The sequence below is a fragment of the Roseococcus thiosulfatophilus genome, from assembly GCF_017311575.1.
GTDB classification, from domain to species: Bacteria; Pseudomonadota; Alphaproteobacteria; order Acetobacterales; family Acetobacteraceae; genus Roseococcus; species Roseococcus thiosulfatophilus.
On record NZ_JAFFQY010000055.1, the window covers coordinates 106,688 to 125,710 of the forward strand.

18 protein-coding genes are annotated in these 19,023 nt (G+C 72.2%); 11 read left to right on the forward strand and 7 right to left on the reverse strand.

Features of this window, described 5'->3' with window-relative positions:
• The 6 genes from JTN19_RS15075 to JTN19_RS15100 all read right to left on the reverse strand — a co-directional run bounded on the left by JTN19_RS15075 (position 1) and on the right by JTN19_RS15100 (position 7,255).
• A complete protein-coding gene (locus JTN19_RS15075; protein WP_206934312.1) occupies positions 1 to 702 on the reverse strand; it encodes a VTT domain-containing protein in 702 nt (233 codons plus the stop codon).
• Entirely contained in the window at positions 699 to 2,159 is a 1,461-nt protein-coding gene (locus JTN19_RS15080) for a dihydrolipoyl dehydrogenase family protein (RefSeq protein WP_206934314.1), read from the reverse strand. Before JTN19_RS15080 ends, JTN19_RS15075 begins: the two co-directional genes overlap by 4 nt.
• Positions 2,160 to 2,208: 49 nt before the next feature.
• Positions 2,209 to 2,853, reverse strand: coding sequence for an NrsF family protein (locus JTN19_RS15085; protein WP_206934316.1), 645 nt, complete (start codon positions 2,851 to 2,853; stop codon positions 2,209 to 2,211).
• Positions 2,850 to 3,419, reverse strand: coding sequence for a sigma-70 family RNA polymerase sigma factor (locus JTN19_RS15090; RefSeq protein WP_206934318.1), 570 nt, complete (start codon positions 3,417 to 3,419; stop codon positions 2,850 to 2,852). Before JTN19_RS15090 ends, JTN19_RS15085 begins: the two co-directional genes overlap by 4 nt.
• Positions 3,420 to 3,527: 108 nt before the next feature.
• The gene (locus tag JTN19_RS15095; RefSeq protein WP_206934320.1) at positions 3,528 to 4,316 is read right to left on the reverse strand and encodes an enoyl-CoA hydratase/isomerase family protein; all 789 of its coding nucleotides are present in this window, start codon (positions 4,314 to 4,316) and stop codon (positions 3,528 to 3,530) included.
• The gene (locus JTN19_RS15100; RefSeq protein WP_206934322.1) at positions 4,313 to 7,255 is read right to left on the reverse strand and encodes a ribonuclease E/G; all 2,943 of its coding nucleotides are present in this window, start codon (positions 7,253 to 7,255) and stop codon (positions 4,313 to 4,315) included. The genes JTN19_RS15095 and JTN19_RS15100 overlap by 4 nt, the downstream gene beginning before the upstream one ends.
• Positions 7,256 to 7,909: 654 nt before the next feature.
• Between JTN19_RS15100 and JTN19_RS15105 the strand changes: the two genes are divergently transcribed.
• Positions 7,910 to 8,728: an N-acetylmuramoyl-L-alanine amidase family protein gene (locus JTN19_RS15105; protein ID WP_206934324.1), complete on the forward strand. Its 819-nt coding sequence runs from the start codon at positions 7,910 to 7,912 to the stop codon at positions 8,726 to 8,728.
• A gap of 32 nt (positions 8,729 to 8,760) precedes the next feature.
• Positions 8,761 to 9,933: a sodium/glutamate symporter gene (locus JTN19_RS15110; RefSeq protein WP_206934326.1), complete on the forward strand. Its 1,173-nt coding sequence runs from the start codon at positions 8,761 to 8,763 to the stop codon at positions 9,931 to 9,933.
• 61 nt (positions 9,934 to 9,994) lie between these two features.
• Here JTN19_RS15110 and JTN19_RS15115 read toward each other — a convergent pair whose 3' ends face one another.
• Complete coding sequence (locus JTN19_RS15115; RefSeq protein WP_206934328.1) at positions 9,995 to 10,780, reverse strand: DUF2189 domain-containing protein; 786 nt, start codon at positions 10,778 to 10,780, stop codon at positions 9,995 to 9,997.
• Between the two features lie 251 nt (positions 10,781 to 11,031).
• On the opposite strand from JTN19_RS15115, the gene ccoN reads away from it, so the two are divergent.
• From ccoN to JTN19_RS15160, 9 genes are read left to right on the forward strand one after another with little or no spacing between them, the layout of a single operon-like run.
• Positions 11,032 to 12,474 carry a cytochrome-c oxidase, cbb3-type subunit I gene (gene ccoN / locus JTN19_RS15120; RefSeq protein ID WP_242531175.1) on the forward strand — a complete coding sequence of 481 codons (1,443 nt, stop codon included), beginning with the start codon at positions 11,032 to 11,034 and terminating at the stop codon, positions 12,472 to 12,474.
• A 13-nt stretch (positions 12,475 to 12,487) separates the two neighbouring features.
• Positions 12,488 to 13,219, forward strand: a complete 732-nt coding sequence (gene ccoO, locus JTN19_RS15125) for a cytochrome-c oxidase, cbb3-type subunit II (RefSeq protein ID WP_206934332.1) — start codon at positions 12,488 to 12,490, stop codon at positions 13,217 to 13,219.
• A 14-nt stretch (positions 13,220 to 13,233) separates the two neighbouring features.
• Positions 13,234 to 13,389, forward strand: a complete 156-nt coding sequence (locus tag JTN19_RS15130; RefSeq protein ID WP_206934334.1) for a cbb3-type cytochrome c oxidase subunit 3 — start codon at positions 13,234 to 13,236, stop codon at positions 13,387 to 13,389.
• A 4-nt stretch (positions 13,390 to 13,393) separates the two neighbouring features.
• A complete protein-coding gene (gene ccoP / locus JTN19_RS15135) occupies positions 13,394 to 14,263 on the forward strand; it encodes a cytochrome-c oxidase, cbb3-type subunit III (protein ID WP_206934336.1) in 870 nt (289 codons plus the stop codon).
• Positions 14,264 to 14,270: 7 nt separating this feature from the next.
• The gene (ccoG, locus tag JTN19_RS15140) at positions 14,271 to 15,761 is read left to right on the forward strand and encodes a cytochrome c oxidase accessory protein CcoG (protein WP_206934338.1); all 1,491 of its coding nucleotides are present in this window, start codon (positions 14,271 to 14,273) and stop codon (positions 15,759 to 15,761) included.
• A 5-nt stretch (positions 15,762 to 15,766) separates the two neighbouring features.
• Positions 15,767 to 16,216, forward strand: a complete 450-nt coding sequence (locus JTN19_RS15145; protein ID WP_206934340.1) for a FixH family protein — start codon at positions 15,767 to 15,769, stop codon at positions 16,214 to 16,216.
• A complete protein-coding gene (locus JTN19_RS15150; protein ID WP_206934342.1) occupies positions 16,213 to 18,540 on the forward strand; it encodes a heavy metal translocating P-type ATPase in 2,328 nt (775 codons plus the stop codon). Before JTN19_RS15145 ends, JTN19_RS15150 begins: the two co-directional genes overlap by 4 nt.
• On the forward strand, positions 18,540 to 18,701 hold the full coding sequence (gene ccoS, locus JTN19_RS15155; RefSeq protein WP_206934344.1) for a cbb3-type cytochrome oxidase assembly protein CcoS: 162 nt from the start codon (positions 18,540 to 18,542) through the stop codon (positions 18,699 to 18,701). Before JTN19_RS15150 ends, ccoS begins: the two co-directional genes overlap by 1 nt.
• Positions 18,701 to 18,886, forward strand: coding sequence for a hypothetical protein (locus tag JTN19_RS15160; protein WP_206934346.1), 186 nt, complete (start codon positions 18,701 to 18,703; stop codon positions 18,884 to 18,886). The genes ccoS and JTN19_RS15160 overlap by 1 nt, the downstream gene beginning before the upstream one ends.
• Positions 18,887 to 19,023: the final 137 nt, after the last annotated feature.

Genomic DNA, 19,023 nt, shown 5'->3' on the forward strand with positions numbered 1-19,023 from the left:
TCAGCGCCCCGCGAAACGGTTCTTGAGGGGAATGGCGGCCAGCGACAGCGCCGCCAGCCCCAGCAGCCCCGCCAGGATTTCCGGCGATAGCACCGAACGCAGGTCCAGCGTGCCGCCCGCGTCCAGGATGTTGCCCAGCCCCGCCCCGGTCAGGCTGAACACCGCCGTGCCGGGAATGATGCCGAGGAAAGTGGTGACGACATAGACCGGCAGCCGCACGCCCACGAAGGCCGGCACCAGGTTCACCAGGAAGAAGGGGAACAGCGGCACCAGCCGCAGCACCAGCAGGTAGGAGGCGGCGTTGCGCCGGATGGCCTCGGCCAGGCGCTGCGCCGGCGCGCCGAAGCGGTCCAGCGCCTTCTCGCCGAAGAGCAGCCCGGCGAAGAGGAAGACGCCCGTGGCGCCCAGCGTCGCCCCCACCACCGTCAGCGCCGTGCCCCAGAGCGCGCCGAACAGGAATCCGCCCGTCAGCGTCAGGATCACGGCGCCCGGCACCGACAGTGCCACGGCCGCCGCATAGGCCAGCACATAGATCAGCCCGGCCAGCAGCGCGTTCTGCGCCACGAAGCCCGTGAGCGTGGCGCGGTGCCGCGCCAGCGTCTCCAGCGAGAGGAAGTCGCCCAGCCCCGTGAAGCGCAGCAGCAGCACCACGCCCACCGCGGCCAGGGCCAGCCACAGCCGCTTGTCGCGCAGGAACCTCACGGCAGCACCCGCTGGATCATCCCCACGAGGAACCGTGTGCGCGCGGAGAACAGCGAGGGGGTGTAGTAGGCCCCCGCCGCGCGCTTCGAGATTTCGGACATGGTGGGATAGGGTGCCATCATCTGCGCCACATCGCCCACGCGCAGCCGCTTCTGGATGGCCAGCCCCCACAGGCCGATCATCTCGCCCGCGCGCGGCGCCAGGATGGTCGCGCCGAGGATGCGCCCGCGCGCGCCGAGGACGAGCTTCACCAGCCCCTCCCCCGCGGCCTCGGCCCGCGCGCGGTCATTGCCGGAAAGGGGTTCGGTCAGCACCGTCACCGCCTCGCCCGCCTCTTTCGCCTCCGCCTCGCCCAGGCCGACATGGGCGAGTTCGGGGTCGGTGTAGGTCACCCAGGGCAGCGCGCGGTAATCCACCTTCGCCGGCAGGCCGAACAGGGCGCGGCGGATGACGATGCCGGCGTGATACCCCGCCACATGCGTGAATTGCGGCCCGCCCGCCACGTCGCCCACCGCGAAGATGCGCCGGTTGCTGGTGCGAAGCCCGGAATCCACCGTGATGCCGCGCGGCGTGTGGTCCACGCCGGCCGCCTCCAGCCCCAGCTGCCCGGTATTGGGCTGGCGCCCCGCGGCCACCAGCAGGTGCGAGGCACGCAGGGTGCGGCGGCGGCCGCCCTGGTCGAACTCCACCTCCAGCCCATGCCCTTCCGCGCCGGGATGCAGCGCCGCCACCTGCGCGCCCTCCTCGAGGGTGATGCCCTCCTCCAGCAGGTGCCGGCGCAGCAGGGACACGGCCTCGGGCGCGTCGCGCGGCAGGAGGGTGGCGCGTTCCAGCACCGTCACCGCCGAACCCAGGCGGCGGAAGGCCTGGGCCATCTCCACCCCGATCGGCCCGCCGCCCATCACCACCAGGTGGTCCGGGCGCTCGGTCAGGTCGAAGACGCTCTCATTGGTGAGGTGCGGCACGCGGTCCAGCCCCGGAATGGGCGGCACCGCGGCGCGCGAACCCGTGGCGATGACGAAGCGCCGCGCGCGGACCGCCTGGCCGCCCGCCTCCAGCCGGTCCGGCCCGGTGAAGCGCGCCTCGGCACGGATCACGGTGCAGCCCAGGCCTTCGAAGCGCTCCACGCTGTCATGCGGGGCGATGGCGGCGATCACGCCATGGACGTGGCGGTGGACGCCGGCGAACTCCACCTCCGGCGCGGGCAGCCGGATGCCGAAGCGCCCCGCCTGCCGCGCCGCATGGGCCGCATGGGCGGCGGCAATCAGCGACTTGGATGGCACGCAGCCCGTGTTCAGGCAGTCGCCCCCCATCTCGCCCTTCTCGATGAGCACGACCGAGGCGCCCATCTGCACGGCGCCCGCCGCCACCGACAACCCGCCCGAGCCCGCGCCGATCACGCAGAGATCCGCGTGCAGCACGCCATTCTTCAGCCGTGGGGTTCGCGGGTGGGCCATGGGTTTCGGTCTCGCTGTCAGGGCCGATACGCGCGGCCGGGGCGGAAGGTTACGCCGGAACGCGCCAGGCCAGGCGCGGGCCGAACAGCGCCGCCAACCCCGTCACGGCCAGCACCGCCACGCCATGCCAGGCCAGCACCATCAGCGGCCCGAAGGTGGGGTGCACCAGGGTCAGCCCGATGCTGGCGAAGGCGGCCGCCGAAAGCGCCCCGAACCCCGCCACCGGGCCGGGCCTGATCCAGGCCGCGTGCCGCGTCAGCCACAGCATCAGCCCCGCCATGGGCAGGCCGAGGCCGATGATGAATTGCAGGCAGGGCCAGCTGACGTGGAAGCGGATGCCCTCGGCACCGAGCCGCACCAGCTCCCCCACGCAGCCCACCCCCATGGTGCCCAGCCACAGCCCGATGGCCGGCAGGGGCAGCCAGGCCCAGCGGCGGTCGCGGTCGGGCAGGGCAAGCTCGAAGGCCGCCAGCCCCGCCAGCAGCGCCGTGAGCAGCGCGGCCAGGCTGTGCATCATGTCGAAGCGGGTCATCGGGCGGTCCAGCCCTTCCCGCGTGCCGAAGACCAGGGCCGCGAGCCCGATGACCGAGGCGGCCAGCAGCGTCCAGAGCGCCAGCATCACGGGCGGCGAGGGCATGCGCCGCACCGGCCGCAGGCCCTCCGCCAGCCGGGTGATCATCTCCTCGGTCTTCATGGCGCACCGCCAGTGAGCCGGCGCCGCAGGCTGTGCAGGGCCCGGTGGGTCGCGACCTTCAGCGCGCCGATGCTCATGCCCGAACGCGCGCTCGCCTCCTGGAGCGAAAGCTGCTCGATCTTCGTCAGTTGCAGGGCGGTGCGCTGGGCCTGGGGCAATTCGCCCACCGCCTCGCGCAGCTGGCAGGCGGCCAGGCGTTCCTCGGCCTCGCCCTCCGCGCCCAGCTCGGCCGCGTCATCCAGCAGGGTTTCGCGCGCCACCTGACGGCCGCGCCGGCGCAGCCGGTCCAGCGCCCGGCGCTCCGCGATGGCGGCCACCCAGGGGCGGAAGGGGCGGGCGGGGTCATAGGTGTGGCGCACGCGGTGCAGGGTCAGCAGCGCGTCCTGCACGGCGTCCTCGGCCTCGGCCGCATCGCGCAGCCGGGCGCGGCAGATGGCGCGCAGGAAGGGCAGGCATTCGGCGAGGAGGGTGGCATAGGCGGCGCCATCCCCCTCCTGGGCCGCGGCCATGAGGGTGGACCAGCGGAGGTCACGCGCATCGCGCGCCACCTGACCGGGAGCCAGCATCAGACAGAGGGGTTGGGCATGGGACATGGAGCCTAGCCCGGTTTCACGGCGTTCACGCCATGTTTTCGGCGCGGGCGCGGCCGGGGTTACGCCCGGCCGGGGAAAAAATCAGCCCGCCCAGGCGGGACGGCGCTTCTCGCGGAAGGCCGCGATGCCTTCCTCGGCCTCGGGGCCGGCGGCGGTGCGGGCGAAGGCGGCCACACCCGCCTCGGCATAGCCCTCGGGCGAGATGGGGCCGAGCGCCGCCAGCAGCCCCTTGGTCTCGGCCAGCGCGCCGGGTGCCCCTTCGCGCAGCGCGGACAGCACCTCGGCCAGCAGGGCGTCGAGGGCCGCGCGGTCCGCCACCACTTCGTGCAGCAGCCCCATGCGGAGGGCGGAAGGCGCCTCCACCACCCGGCCTTCCAGCACCAGCCGCGTGGCTTGGCTGCGGCCCATGCGGCGCACCAGCCAGGGCAGGATCTGGGCGGGGACGAGGCCGCGCCGCACCTCGGGGGCGGCGAAGCGCGCATCCGCCGTGGCGAAGGCCAGGTCGGCGGCGCAGACGAAGCCAAGGCCACCGGCATGGGCGGCACCCTCCACCGCCGCGATCACGACCTGCGGCAGGGCGGAGAGCCTGCGGAACCGCTCGCCGATGGCGCGGTTGCGCGCCTGACCGCCGGCGAGCCTTTCCTCCGGGCTGCCCTGCCCGACCTCGGAGAGGTCGAGCCCCGCGCAGAAATGCCCGCCCGCGCCGCGCAGCACCACGGCGCGTGCGTCACGGTCATCGGCGAGGGAGGCGATCACCTCGTCCAGCGCCTCGCCCATCCCGCCGCCGATGGCGTTGCGCCGCTCGGGCCGGTTGAGCGTGACATGAACGACCGGCCCCTCGCGCGTGACCAGGACGGGCGGCGCGCTCATTTCTTCCACCAGCCGCCACGGCGCGGGGCGGCGGCGGCCACCTCCTCGACGGGCTTGGGCAGGATGGCGGGGCCGATGACCGGCGCGGCGGGTTCGGGCGCGACGGGCGCGGGTTCGGGCGCCGGCGTCTCCGCGACCGGCGCTTCCGCGGCCGGCGCTTCCACGGCAGGACTCTCCACCGGGGCGGCCTCGGCCACCGGCGCCTCAGTCACTGGCGCCTCGGCCACCGGCGCCTCGACCACTGGCGCCTCGGGCGCCGGCTCCGCAGGCGCCATTTCGGCGACCGCGATGGCTTCCGCCTCGACCATCAGCGACGGGGCCTCGGGCTCCGCCGCCGGGCGGGCGCGGGTGGCGCGGGCGGCGGCCAGCGCCGCCTCGGCCGCGGCCTCGGCGGCTTCCATGGCGGCCATCAGCCCGTCCGAGGTGCCCGCGAAGGGGTCGGCCGGGGTGGGGCCTTCGTAGCTCTTGGCCTCGCGCGCGGCCGGGGCGGGGGTGCCGCCCTCGGGCGCCTCGCCCTCGCGCCGGCGGCGGCCACCGCGACGGCCGCGACGGCGGCGGCCGGCTTCGTCCTCGCCCTCGGCGGGGGGCTCGGCGGGCGTGGCCTCGGCGTCGGGGGCGTCGGGGTCCGAGGCCTGGGGCGCGGCGGCCTGGGGGGTGGGCTTGGCGTCGGGCGCCTCGCCCTCGAACTCCGCCTCGCCCTCGCTGTCCGGGCTGCCGTCGGCGGCCGGGCTCGCATCGCCATTCTCGCGGCGGCCACGGCCACGGCGGCGGCGGCGGCGGCGGCCACCCTCCTCGCCATTGGCGGCGCTGGCGGCGGCTTCGGCCGGGGCCTCGGCCTCCTCGGCCTCCTCCTCGGCGTCCTCAGACTGGGGCGCGAAATCCATCCGCAGGGCGGTGGGGCGCTCCTCGGCGGGCGGCGGCGGCGGGGCCTTGCTGCGCTCGATGCGCGTCTCGGCGCCCATCAGCGTGTCATCGGGCTCGAACAGCACGGTCACGCCCCAGCGCGTCTCGATATCGGCCAGGCGGTCGCGCTTGCGGTTCAGCAGGTAGAGCGCGACGGCGCTGGTCACGCGCACCGTGATCTCGGCGGCGCGGCGCTTGGCGCATTCCTCCTCGACCGCGCGCAGCGCGGCCAGGGCGCTGCTCTCGATGTTGCGGACCACGCCGCGGCCCTGGCAATGCGGGCAGGTGATGAAGGTGGTCTCGGCCAGCGAGGGCCGCAGCCGCTGCCGCGACATTTCCAGCAGGCCGAAATGGCTGATGCGGCCCACTTGGATGCGCGCGCGGTCATGCCGCAGCGCATCCTTCAGCTTCTTCTCGACCAGCGCGTTGGCGCGGTTGCTGTCCATGTCGATGAAGTCGATCACGATCAGCCCGGCGAGGTCGCGCAGGCGCAGCTGCCGCGCGATCTCCTCCGCCGCTTCCATGTTGGTCTTGAGCGCCGTGTCCTCGATGTTCCGCTCGCGCGTGGAGCGGCCGGAGTTCACGTCGATCGCGACCAGCGCCTCGGTCTGGTTGATGACGATGTAGCCGCCCGACTTCAGCTGCACGTTGGGGTCGTGCATGGCATCGAGCTGCGCCTCGGCCTGGAAGCGCGAGAAGAGCGGCACGGCGCCGTCGCGGTAGGCTTTGATCTTGCCAAGGTGCTCGGGCATCAGCATGCCCATGAACTCGCGCGCCTGGGCATAGGCCTCGTCGCCCTCGACGAAGATCTCGTCCATGTCGCGGGCATAGCCGTCGCGGATGGAGCGCTTGATGAGGTCCGCTTCCTCGTAGATCAGCGCGGGCGCGGTGCTGGCCAGCGTCCGTTCGCGGATGCCGTCCCACAGGCGCAGCAGGTATTCGCAGTCGCGCCGGATCTCAGGCTTGGGCCGCTGCGCGCCCGCGGTGCGGACGATGAGCGACATGCCCTTGGGCATCTCCAGCTCCTCGATCACCTCACGGAGCCGACGGCGGTCGGCAGCGGACGTGATCTTGCGCGAGACGCCACCGCCGCGCGGCGAGTTCGGCATCAGCACCGAGAAACGCCCGGCCAGCGAAATGTAGGTGGTCAGCGCCGCACCCTTCGTCCCGCGCTCCTCCTTCACCACCTGGATCAGCAGGATCTGGCGGCGGCGGATCACCTCCTGGATCTTGTAGTTCCGCAGGAAGCGGGGGCTGGAGCGACGCTCGCGCGCCTGTTCCTCGGCCTCGGCCTCGGCGTCGCCCTCGGCATCGCCCTCGCTCACGCCGATGGTCTCGGGGCGCGGGCTGTCGGAGGGGGGCAGGATTTCCACGCGGCCGGAGGGTTCCTCACCCTCCTCGCCATCACCCTCGTCGGTGGCCACGTCGTCGGGCAGGGTTTCCTCGCCCGAGGCCTCCTCGGCGCCACGGGCACGGGCGGCGTCCTCGGCGGCCAGTTCGGCGGCGAGCGCCTCGGCCACCTCGCCCTCGGGCAGGTCCTCGGCGGGGGCTTCGGCGCCCTCGGCGGGGGCCTCCATGCCTGGGGTCGCGTCCAGGATGGCCTGGGCGGCGGCGCGGCGTTCCTCGGCCATGGCCTTGGCGGCCGCGCGCTGGCTTTCCTTCTGCGCTTCCCTCTGGGCCTCGCGCTGGGCTTCCCGCTGGGCGCGGCGCTCCTCCTCGCGGGCCTCGGCCTCGGCTTCCTCGCGGGCCTCGGCCTCCTGCGCCTCGATCAGCTTCTGCCGGTCGGCGACGGGGATCTGGTAGTAGTCGGGGTGGATCTCGCCGAAGGCGAGGAAGCCGTGGCGGTTGCCGCCATATTCGACGAAGGCGGCCTGCAGGCTGGGCTCCACCCGGACCACCCGGGCCAGGTAGATATTGCCCTTCAGCGGGAGGCGGTTGGCCGCCTCCAGGTCGAATTCGTCAACGCGGTGGCCATCCATGACGACCACCCGGGTCTCTTCCGGGTGGGCGGCGTCGATCAACATGCGCTTGGTCATGCGGGAAAAACTCCGCGCGCAGGCCCGCCCGGCGCAGGGCCAGGGCAGGGAGGGCGCGCAATGGGAAGGAAGGGACGGAGTCCGGGCGGGATCGGCCATCCGGCGATGTCGGGGACATCGGGCGTCTTTCCTCGCTCGGGGGCCTGCCGTTGGCGGTGCCGGCGCTGCGCGCGCGGCGGGCTGGCAGGCCCAATGGCTGCACCCCCACTCATGTGCGCCCGACACGGGCGGACGATAGTGCGGCAGGCACCGCCGCGGGCGGCAGGGCGCATGCACCGCGGATGAGACAGGCGGAACAGGTCGCGGATTGTGGTGGATGCCGGCCCGGCCCGCCCCCCTTGTCAGGGATGGCGCCGCCGGTCTCCCTTCCGGGAGGAGGGCATCGGACCAAGCCGCGACGGGGGTGGCGCGTCTGCCGCCTGCCCCGCTCCGCCCGCAACACCTATCGCTGGGGCAGCCCACCTTACGCGCCGCGCCCCCTTCCCACAAGGCGCCCGTTGCCATCGCCCCCAGGTTTTCCCCTGGCCCTGCCCAGCCAACGGGCGGTTTGCCCGACGGGAAGGCAGCCGAAGGTGGATTTCGGGGCCGCTTCGGGCTAGACTGCCCCCTGGCGCGATCGGGGGGTCGCGCCACCGCGCTGGGGGGCGCGACCATATGACGGATATGCATCGGCGGGCCTGGCTCGCCGCCATGGCGGGGCTGGCATGGGGCGCCTCGCCCGCCGCGGCCCAGCGCCGCCGCCCGGCCACCAGGCTGCCCGTGGTGGTGCTCGATCCGGGCCATGGCGGGGCCGACCCGGGCGCCATCGGCCCCGGGGGCACCCAGGAAAAGCGGATCACGCTGGCGCTGGCCATCGAACTCCGCCGCCAGCTGCTCGCCGGGGGCCGCTGCCGGGTGGTGCTGACGCGCGGGCGCGATGTCTTCGTGCCGCTCGGCCGCCGCGTGCAGGTGGCGCGGGACCAGGAGGCCGCGCTGCTCGTCTCGCTGCACGCCGATGCCGCCCCGCCGGGCCAGGCCTCGGGGCTGCGCGGCGCCTCGGTCTATACCCTCTCGGAAGATGCCTCGGACGCGCTGGCCGCCGCACTCGCCCGGCGCGAGAACCTGGCCGACCGCGCCGGCGGGCTGCGCCTGCCCTCCGTCTCGCCCGAGGTGCAGCGCATCCTGCTCAGCCTCATGCGGCAGGAGACGCATGCCGCCTCCACCCGCGTCGCGCGGCTGACGGTGAACGCGCTGGAGGGTGATTTCGCGCTGCTCAACCAGCCCCACCGCCGCGCGGGCTTCGTGGTGCTGAAGGCGCCCGACGTGCCGGCCGTGCTGGTCGAGGGCGGCTTCCTCTCCCACCCCCGGGACGAATCGCTGCTCAACACCCCGGCCCACCGCGCCCGCCTGGCCCGCGCCCTGGCCGGCGCCATCAACCGATACCTGGCCGGGCCGCGCGTGGCGGGTGTGGAGGCGCTGGCCGCGCCGGTGTAAGTGCTCTCCCCGACAAGGGGTTGAGGACAGTCATGGCGCTGGACGCGGTGGGCAGCCTGGCGGTGGCCGCCCTGGTCATCCTGCTCGGCCGGGCGCTGCACCGGGGCTTTCCGGCGCTGACGCGCTGGCACATCCCTGAACCCGTCTCCGGCGGCACGGCCTGGGCGCTGGGGGTGGCGCTGCTGCATCTGGCGGGCGCCCCCGTGCCCGAGACCAGCGCCGCCATCCGCGAGCCCATGCTGCTGGCCTTCTTCGCCACGGTGGGCCTCTCGGCCGATTTGCGCCAACTCCTGAAGGGCGGCGCGCTGCTGGCCCGCTTCGCCCTGCTGACCGTGCTGTTCATCCTGGTGCAGAACGCGCTGGGGGTGGGGCTGGCGCTGGCGCTGGGGCTCGACCCGCTGATCGGGCTGCTGGCGGGCTCGGTCACGCTGGTGGGCGGGCATGGCACGGGCGCGGCCTTCGGCGGGCTCTTCGCGCGGGAATATGGCGTGCCGGCGGCGTTGGAGCTGGCGGTGGCGGCCTCCACGCTCGGCATCGTCATCGGCGGGCTGCTGGCCGGGCCGGTGGCGCGCGGGCTGGGCGGCGGCGCGGGCGGAGGCGGCGCCGATTCGCCCCCGCCCCCGCCCCGCCGCCCGGACGAGGCCGCGCTGGCCCCCACCCTCGCGCTCGTGCTGCTTTGCGTGGCGGCCGCCATGGCGCTGGTGCCAATGGCCCGGAGCTGGCCCGTGACTTTGCCCGATTTCCTCTGGGCGCTGCTGGCCGGCGTGCTGTTGCGGAACCTCGTCCTGGCGCCGCTGCGCCAGCCGCCGCCGCCCCCCGCGCTGGAGGCGCTCTCGGGCGTGACATTGGCGCTGTTCCTGGCGCTGGCCATGGCGGCGCTGCGGCTGTGGGAGCTGGTGGCGCTGGCCGGCCCGCTGCTGCTGCTGCTGGCGGCGCAGACCCTTGCCACCGCCCTGTTCGCACGCTGGCTGGTGTTCCGCGTGATGGGTGACGACGCGGAGGCCGCGGTCTGCGCCGCGGGCTTCTTCGGCTTCGCCATCGGCTCCACCGCCACCGCCGTGGCCACGATGCGCGAGATGGAGAACCATCACGGCCCCATGCCGCGCGCCATCCTGATCGTCTCGCTCACGGCGGGGCTCTTCGTCACGCTGGCGAACGCCCTGCTGCTGAGCCTGATCCTGATGCTGCCCCTCTTCGCGCGATAGCAGGCGTCCGATCGTCCTCGGTGGCCTCACCGAGGACATGAATCGGCCGCCCGAGCAGATCCTACCGGGCAACCAGGTCCTTGTAGGCGTGCCAGGTGGCATGGCCGATCAGCGGCATCACGATGACGAGGCCCAGGAAGAAGGGCACCAGCGCCAGCCCGGTGAACACCACGATCAACCCCGCCCAGAGCGCCATGGCGCGCCAGTTCTCCATCACCGCCTGGATGGAGACGGTGGCCGCCTCCAGGAAGCTCACCTCCGGCTTGTCCAGCAGCATGGGGATGGAGATGGCGGCCACCGCGAAGGTGACCGAGGCCAGCACGAAGCCGAAGCCCGTGCCCACCACCAGGAAGGGCAGCAGCTGCTCGCTCTGCAGCATCGCCAGCGGCAGCTGTCCGAGGCTGGGCGCGAAGTTGATGCCGAAGAACAGCGCGAAGAGCAGCCCCGCGATGCGCGTCCAGAACAGGTGCAGCACCAGCAGCGTCACACCCATCATCGCGATCTGCGTGGGGTTGCGGCGGAAGCCCGCCACCGCCTCGGCCAGCGTCACCGCCTCGCCCGCCTGGCGCCGGCGGCTGACCTCATAGAGGCCGGCCGCCAGGATCGGCGCCATGATGAAGAAGCCGGCCGTGGCGGGCAGGATGGCCCAGGCCGTGCCCATCTCGAACAGCAGAAGGGCCAGCACCCAGCCCGCCAGCGTCAGCACCGCCCCATAGGCGAGGCTGATGGCCTTGTTCGCCATCATGTCGCGCCAGCCCAGCGTCAGCCAGGTCCAGGGGCGGTCGGTGGCGATGCGTCGGATGCGGCCCGTGATGGGTGTCACTTGGGCGGTGGTGTCGGTGCTCATGTCGGGTGGCCCTGCGCTGCTCGGCTTGCACCCCGCATATAGCATCGCCGCATCGCACCATGCGGTTGATCCACATCAAGGACGTTGACGGAGTGGGATGCTTCCTTCCGCGCCCATGGAGGCAAGCCCGGCCCGGTGGCCGCGCGCCTCCATCGCCCCGGCGGCCGAGACGCGCCGCCTGATGAGGAAGGACAGCAAGGATGGCCACGCTGAGCGCCACGCAACCAGGGGCCATGTCGGCCCCTAGACCCATGCCCGACTACGTGGACGGCCCCATCCGCGCCTTCGCCATCGCCACCATCTTCTGGGGGCTGGTGGGCTTTCTGGTGGGCGTGGTCATCGCCTCGCAGCTGGCGTGGCCGCTGCTGAACCTCGACCTGGAATGGACGCATTTCGGCCGGCTGCGCCCGGTGCACACGAGCGCGGTGATCTTCGCCTTCGGCGGCAGCGCGCTGATCGGCACCAGCCTCTACATCGTGCAGCGCACGTGCCGCGCGCGGCTGTTCGGCGGCGAGGAGATGGGCTGGTTCATCTTCTGGGGCTACCAGTTCTTCATCGTCTCGGCCGCACTCAGCTACGTGCTCGGCTACAGCCAGGGCAAGGAATACGCCGAGCCCGAGTGGTTCATCGACATCTTCCTGACCGTGCTCTGGGTCACCTACCTGGTGGGCTTCGGCGGCACGATCATCAAGCGCGAGGAACCGCACATCTACGTGGCCAACTGGTTCCTGCTCGCCTTCATCATCACGGTGGCGATGCTGCACATCGGCAACAACATCTCCCTGCCGATCCATTGGGGCAGCGGCTTCTCCTACTCGGCACCCGCCGGCGTGCAGGGGGCGATGATCCAGTGGTGGTACGGCCACAACGCGGTGGGCTTCTTCCTGACCGCGGGCTTCCTCGGGATGATGTACTACTTCATCCCGAAGCAGGCGAACCGGCCGATCTACAGCTACCGGCTGTCCATCGTGCACTTCTGGTCCATCATCTTCCTCTACATCTGGGCCGGCCCGCACCACCTGCACTACACCGCGCTGCCCGACTGGGCGCAGACGCTCGGCATGGTGTTCTCGGTGATGCTCTGGATGCCGTCCTGGGGCGGGATGATCAACGGGATCATGACGCTGTCGGGCGCCTGGGACAAACTCCGTACCGACCCCGGGCTGCGCTTCTCCGTCACCGCCGTCGCCTTCTATGGCATGTCCACCTTCGAAGGCCCGGTCATGTCCATCCGCGCGGTGAACAGCCTGTCGCACTACACCGACTGGACCATCGGGCACGTGCATTCGGGCGCGCTCGGCTGGAACGGGCTCATCACCTTCGGCGCGCTCTACTGGCTGGTGCCGGCGCTGTGGTCGCGCGCCAGGATGTACAGCACCAGGCTGATCGAGTGGCACTTCTGGCTCGCGACGCTGGGCATCGTTCTCTACATCACCGCGATGTGGGTCTCGGGCATCATGCAGGGCCTCATGTGGCGTGCGTATGACGAGCTGGGCTTCCTGCAATACAGCTTCGTCGAGACCGTCGCCGCCATGCACCCCTACTACGTGATCCGCGTGCTGGGTGGCGCCCTCTACCTGACCGGCGCGATCCTCATGGCCTGGAACGTCTACAAGACCATCACCGTGGCCGATGCGCCCGAGGTGGAGCGGGACCTGGCACCCGCGCCCGCCCGCGCCGTGGCCGCCGAGTAAGGGGAACCCCGACATGCTCAAGAAATTCAGCCACGGCATGATCGAGCGGAACATCCTTCTGCTCGGCGTGCTCACCCTCATCACCGTCTCGATCGGCGGGCTCGCGCAAATCGTGCCGCTCTTCACGGTGGAGACCACGATCGAGCGCGTGCAGGGCATCCGCCCCTACACGCCGCTCGAACTCATGGGCCGCAACATCTATGTGCGCGAGGGCTGCTACGCCTGCCACAGCCAGATGGTCCGCCCCTTCCGCGACGAGGCCGAGCGCTACGGCCACTACAGCCTGGCCGCCGAGAGCATGTATGACCGACCCTTCCAATGGGGCTCCAAGCGTACGGGGCCGGACCTCGCGCGCGTCGGCGGCCGCTATTCGGATGACTGGCAGGCGGCGCATCTGCGTGATCCGCGCGCGCTGGTGCCCGAGAGCATCATGCCGCCCTACGCCTTCCTCGACCGGCCGCTCGACACGCGCAACATCCAGCAGCACCTGCGCGCCCAGGCGGCGCTCGGCGTGCCCTACACCGCGGAGATGATCGCGAACGCGCGGGCGGACCTGGAAGCCCAGGCGCGCCCGGACCGCGACGCCACGGGCTTCCAGTCCCGCTACGCGCGCGCCCGCCAGGCCGCCTTCGACGGCAACCCCGCCGTGGTGACCGAGATGGATGCGCTGGTCGCCTACATGCAGATGCTCGGCACGCTCGTGGACTTCCGCGACGTGACGCCCGAGCAGCTGCGCCAGCAGTAGGAGGAGCGGCACCCATGCTCGTCGAGCTGCAATGGCTTTTCTCCACCCTCTGGGTCGTGTGGTTCTTCGTCCTCTTCGGCGGAATCCTGTTCTGGACCCTCAAACCCTCGCGCCGCCAGGACTGGAAGCGGCATGGCGAGATGATCTTCCGCGACGGCGGGAAAGGCTGAACCGATGCCGACCAAGATCGAGAAGGACAGCATCACCGGCCAGGAGACCACCGGCCATGAGTGGGACGGGCTGAAGGAGCTGAACACGCCGCTGCCGAAGTGGTGGCTCTACACCTTCTACGCCACCATCCTCTTCGCGGCGGTCTGGGTGGTGCTCTATCCGGCCATCCCCGTGCAGGGCTGGACGGGGCTGACGGGCTGGACCGCGCGCGGCGCCCTGCCCGCGCAGATGGACGCCGAGCGCGCCCGCCAGGCCCCCATGCTGGCCCGCCTGCGCGAGGTGACCGCCGAGCAGATCGCGGCCGACCCCGAGCTGCGCGGCTTCGCGCTGGCCGGTGGCCGCGTGGGCTTCGCCAACAACTGCGCGGGCTGCCATGGCGCCGGCGGCCAGGGTGCGACCGGCGGCTTCCCCAGCCTCGCCGATGATGACTGGCTGTGGGGCGGCAGTTTCGAGGCCATCCACACCACCATCAGCCACGGTGTGCGCGCGGGCGAGAGCGATGAGGAACGCGGCATCGCCATGCCCGCCTTCCTCGCCACCGGCATGCTGACCCAGGCGCAGATCAACGACACGGCGGATTTCGTGCTGAGCCTCTCCGGCCGCAGCGCGGACCCCGCCGCCGTCACCCGCGGGCGCGAGCTCTATGCCGAGAATTGCGCGAGCTGCCACGGCGATGGCGGCGAGGGCAACCGCGACATGGGCGCGCCCCGGCTGAACGACCAGATCTGGCTCTACGGCGGCGACCGCGCCAGCGTGGTGCGCTCCATCGCCTACAGCCGCGCGGGCGTCATGCCGGCCTGGCGCGGGCGGCTCGACCCCGCGATGATAAACATGATCACCGTCTACGTGCACGCCCTCGGCGGGGGTGAGTGAGCACGCCATGAACCAGATCGCGCCCGACCGGCCGAAGGTGGCCCCCAAGCCGGAGCCCTCGCTCTACGCCAGCCACCAGAAGGTCCAGCCGCGCGCGGTCAAGGGGCGTGTGCGGAACATCAAATGGGCCGTGCTGGTCGTGCTGCTGGCCCTCTACTACGTCGTGCCCTGGTTCCGCTGGGACCGCGGGCCCGGCGTGCCGGACCAGGCGGTGCTGGTGGACATTTCCCACGCCCGCCTGTTCTTCCTCTGGATCGAGCTCTGGCCGCAGGAGGTGTATTTCCTGACCGGCGCCCTGGTGCTGGGCGCCATCGGCCTCTTCGCCGTCACCTCGCTCTATGGCCGCCTCTGGTGCGGCTTCACCTGCCCGCAGACGGTCTGGACGGACCTCTTCATGTGGGTGGAACGCCGCATCGAGGGCGACCGCAACGCGCGCATCAAGCTGGACCAGGGCGCGCATGACGCGCGGTGGTGGAAGCTGAAGCTGTCCAAGCACGCCGCCTGGCTGGGCATCGCCATGGCCACCGGCGGCGCCTGGATCATGTATTTCAACGACGCGCCGAGCGTGACCTGGGCGATGCTGACGGGCCAGGCCTCGCTGACGGTCTATGGCTTCTTCGCCCTCTTCACCGCGACCACCTATGTGCTGGCCGGCGCGGCGCGCGAACAGGTCTGCACCTATATGTGCCCCTGGCCGCGCTTCCAGGGCGCGATGCTGGACGACAACTCCCTCGTCGTCACCTATCACGACTGGCGCGGCGAGCCGCGCGGCAAGCCCGACGCGGCGCATGGCGACTGCGTGGACTGCAAGGCCTGCGTGCATGTCTGCCCCACGGGCATTGATATCCGCGACGGGCAGCAGCTCGAATGCATCGGCTGCGGCCTCTGCGTGGATGCCTGCGACGACGTGATGGCCAAGCTCGGCCGCGACAAGGGCCTCATCGCCTTCGAGACCCTGAAGAACCTGGCCGCCAGCCAGGCCGCCGTGGCCGGCATGGCCCCCGGCCCCGCGCGCAACGCCGCCGGCATGGCCGCCCGCACGCCGCAGAAGAAGATCCGCCCGCGCACGCTGATCTATGCGGGCGTGATCATGGGCGTGGTGGCCCTGATGCTGGGCGCCTGGATGCTGCGCGCCACGCTGACCCTCTCGGTCGAGCGCGACCGCGCGCCGCTTTTCGTGCAGCTCTCCGATGGCGGCATCCGCAACGGCTACACGCTGAAGCTCGCCAACAAGCTGCGCGGCGAGGATCTGCACCTGGCGCTGGTGCTGGACGGGCCGCAGGGCCTGCACCTCACCGTGCAGGATGCGATGGAGGACGCCGCCGGCCGCCCCATCCTCACCACGCGCGATGACGGCATCACGCAATGGCGCGCGCTGGTCACCGCCCCGCCCGGCCTCGCGCTGCGCGACAGCACCTCCATCACCTTCCGCCTGGTGGACGGCTCCGGCCGCACGCTGGTGACGCAACACAGCGCCTTCATGGGACCCCGCCGATGAACACGATGACGGAACGCAAAAGCCGCTGGATCCCCTGGGTCTTCGTGGGGGGCATGCTGGTCGTGGTCGTGGTGAACGGCTTCATGGCCTACACCGCCATCAGCAGCTTCACCGGCCTCACCACCGGCCAGGCCTATGACCGTGGCCGCGCCTACAACCACGTGCTGGCCGAGGCCGCGCGGCAGGATGCGCTGGGCTGGACGGCGCGCGTGCGCCTGACGGGCGGGCGCATCACGCTCGCCGTCACCGACCGCGAGGGCCGCCCGGTGCCGGGCGTGCTGGAGGCCTACCTGCAACGCCCCATCGAGGGCACGCGCGTGGAACTCGGCACCAGCACCCCGCGCGAGGGCTTCGCCGCCCCCGACATCGCCTCCGGCCAATGGGAGTTCCGTGGCTTCCTCCTGGACGGGCATGGCCAGCGCCTCGACATCCGCCAGCGCCTGATCTTCCCATGAGCGTGCTGGGCCGCCCCGCGCCACAGGCCGCGCCGCAATCCTACGCCACGTGCGCGCATTGCGGCGCGCCCAGTGTCACGCGCTTCTGCTGCACGGGCTGCGAGGGCGCGCATCATCTGGTGCAGGGCCTGGGCCTCGACGCCTTCTACCGCAAGCGTGAGGCGGCGGATGGCAACCTCAAGCCGGTGGAAGCCCCCAACCTCGACTTCGCGGCCCATGCCGTGGCGCAGAAGGACGGCACGCGGCGGCTGGAGCTTGTCGTCTCCGGCCTGACCTGCGGCGCCTGCATCTGGCTGGTGGAACAGGCGCTGGCGGCGGAGCCCGATGTGCGCCGCGCCCGCGCCAACCTCTCCACGCGGCGGCTGACCATCGGCTGGGAAGGCCCGGCCGAGCGCGCCAATGACTTCGCCGCGCTGATCGCGCGGCTGGGCTTCCGCGTGGCGCCCTTCTCGCCCGCCTGCCTGCGCGCCACCGAGGATGCGGAGGGCCGTGAACTTGCCCGCGCGCTGGGCATCGCGGCCTTCGGCGCGATGAACGTCATGCTCGTCTCCGTGCCCGTCTGGGTGGGGGTGGAGCTGGGCGAGCAATCGCGGCACCTCATGCACTGGCTGGCCGCGCTGATCGGCATGCCGACCGTGCTCATCGCCGGCATGCCGCTCTATCGCGGCGCCTGGCGCGGGCTCCAGGCCGGCCGGCTGAACATGGACAGCGCCGTCTCGCTCGGCGTCATCGCCACCACGCTGATGTCGCTGAGCGAGACCTTCCGCAACGGCGAATACACCTGGTTCGACGGCGCCACGGCGCTGCTGGCGCTGATGCTGGCCGGCCGCCTGCTGGACCGCGCGGCACGGCGCCGCGCGCGGCAGTCGGTGGCCGAACTGCTGGCCTTGCAGGAAGGCCAGGTGCAGGTGCTCGGCGCCCCCGCGCCCATCCCGGTCGAGCGCGTGGCCGTCGGCGCGCGCATCCTGGTGGCCAGCGGCGAACGCCTGCGGCTCGACGCGCGGCTCGATGATGCCGAGGCCCTGCTCGACACCGCCAGCACCACCGGCGAAAGCCTGCCGCGCCGCTTCGCCCGCGGCGAGAAGCTGGCGGCCGGCGGCGTGAACATGGGCGCCCCCTTCACCGCCACCGTCACGGCCACCGCGACCGATGGTTCGCTGGCCGCCATGGGCCGCTTCCTGGAACGCGCCGAGCAGGCGCGCGGCCGCTTCCCCGCGCTGGCCGACCGCGCGGCGCGCATCTACATCCCCATCGCCCATGTCGTCGCGGTGCTGACCTTCCTGGGCTGGTGGCTGTGGGTGGGCGCGCCCTGGCAGGCGGCGCTGGTGCCGGCGGTGGCGGCGCTCATCATCACCTGCCCGTGTGGATTGGCCATCGCCGTGCCGGCCGTGCAGGTCGTCACCTCCGGCGCGCTGTTCCGGCGCGGCGTGCTCGTCGCCTCCTCCACCGCCATCGAGCGGCTGGCGAGTACCGACCATGTCGTCCTCGACAAGACCGGCACGCTGACCGACGGCCGCCCGCGCCTGCTGCCCGGCGCCTGGACCGAGGCGGATCTGCGCGAGGCCGCCTCCCTCGCCCGCCGCAGCCGCCACCCGCTGGCCCAAGCGCTGGTGCGCGCCTGCCCGGACGCGCCCGTGGCCGAGGGCGTGGAGGAATTCCCTGGCCAGGGCCTGCGCCAGGGCCAAACCCGCCTCGGCTCCGCCCGCTTCTGCGGGCTGGGCGAGGACCGCACGGGCATGGGGCTGCACCTTTCCCGCCCAGGCCAGGCGCCCGTCGCCTTCCGCTTCGCCGATGCGCTGCGCCCCGACGCCGCCGCCGCCATCGCGGCCTTCCAGCGCGCGGGGCTTTCGGTGGAGCTTCTCTCCGGCGACGCGCCCGAGGTGGTGGCCCGCGTGGCGGCCGAGGCCGGCATCGAGGCCCATCGCGGCGGCGCCAGCCCCGAGGCCAAGGCCGCGCGCATCGCGGAACTGGCCCGCCAGGGCAAGCGCGTGCTGATGGTGGGCGATGGCGTGAATGACGCCGCGGCACTCGCCTCCGCCCATGTCTCCGCCGCCCCGGCCGAGGGCATGGACGTGGCCCAGGCCGCCTCCGACTTCGTGCTGCAGGGCGGCGGGCTGCTGCCGCTGGCCGAGGCCATTTCGCGCGCGCGCCTCGCGCAGCGCGTGGCCGCGCAGAACATCGGCTTCGCCTTCCTCTACAACATCGTGGCGGTGCCGGTGGCCATACTGGGCTTCGCCACGCCGTTGATCGCGGCGCTGGTGATGGCGAGCTCCTCGCTGGCCGTCATCGCCAACGCGCTGCGCCTGCAGAAGGAGATGCGCTGATGGACATCCTGGTGTGGCTGATCCCGCTGGCGCTCTTCCTGGGTGGCCTTGGGCTGCTGGGTTTCCTCTGGGCCATGCGCTCGGGGCAATACGAGGATCTGGACGGCGCCGCCGCCCGCATCCTCTTCGACGACGATGATGTCAGGAAGGACCGACGCTGATGCCTGTTTCCTCTGTGGTGTTCATGGTGATGGCCGCGCTGATGGTGCTGGCCGGAATGTTCGTGGTGACCCTGGCCGAGGGCTTCTTCTACGCCTGGGGCCTGATGCTGATCGCCTTCGGCCTGTTCTACGGCTACGGCATCGTGAAAAGGTATTTTGATGCGCAGGACCGCGCGCGGGGTTGATTCGTGCCCTCAGGCGCGTCGTGCCGGAGGCACGCCTTCGGCGTGACGCGCCGCCTCCGGCGGCTTGGCTTACGCGCCGCGCGCTGGCGTGCCAGATGCGCGGTTGGCCTGGGCGCGCCGGCCGCTTTGCGGCCGGA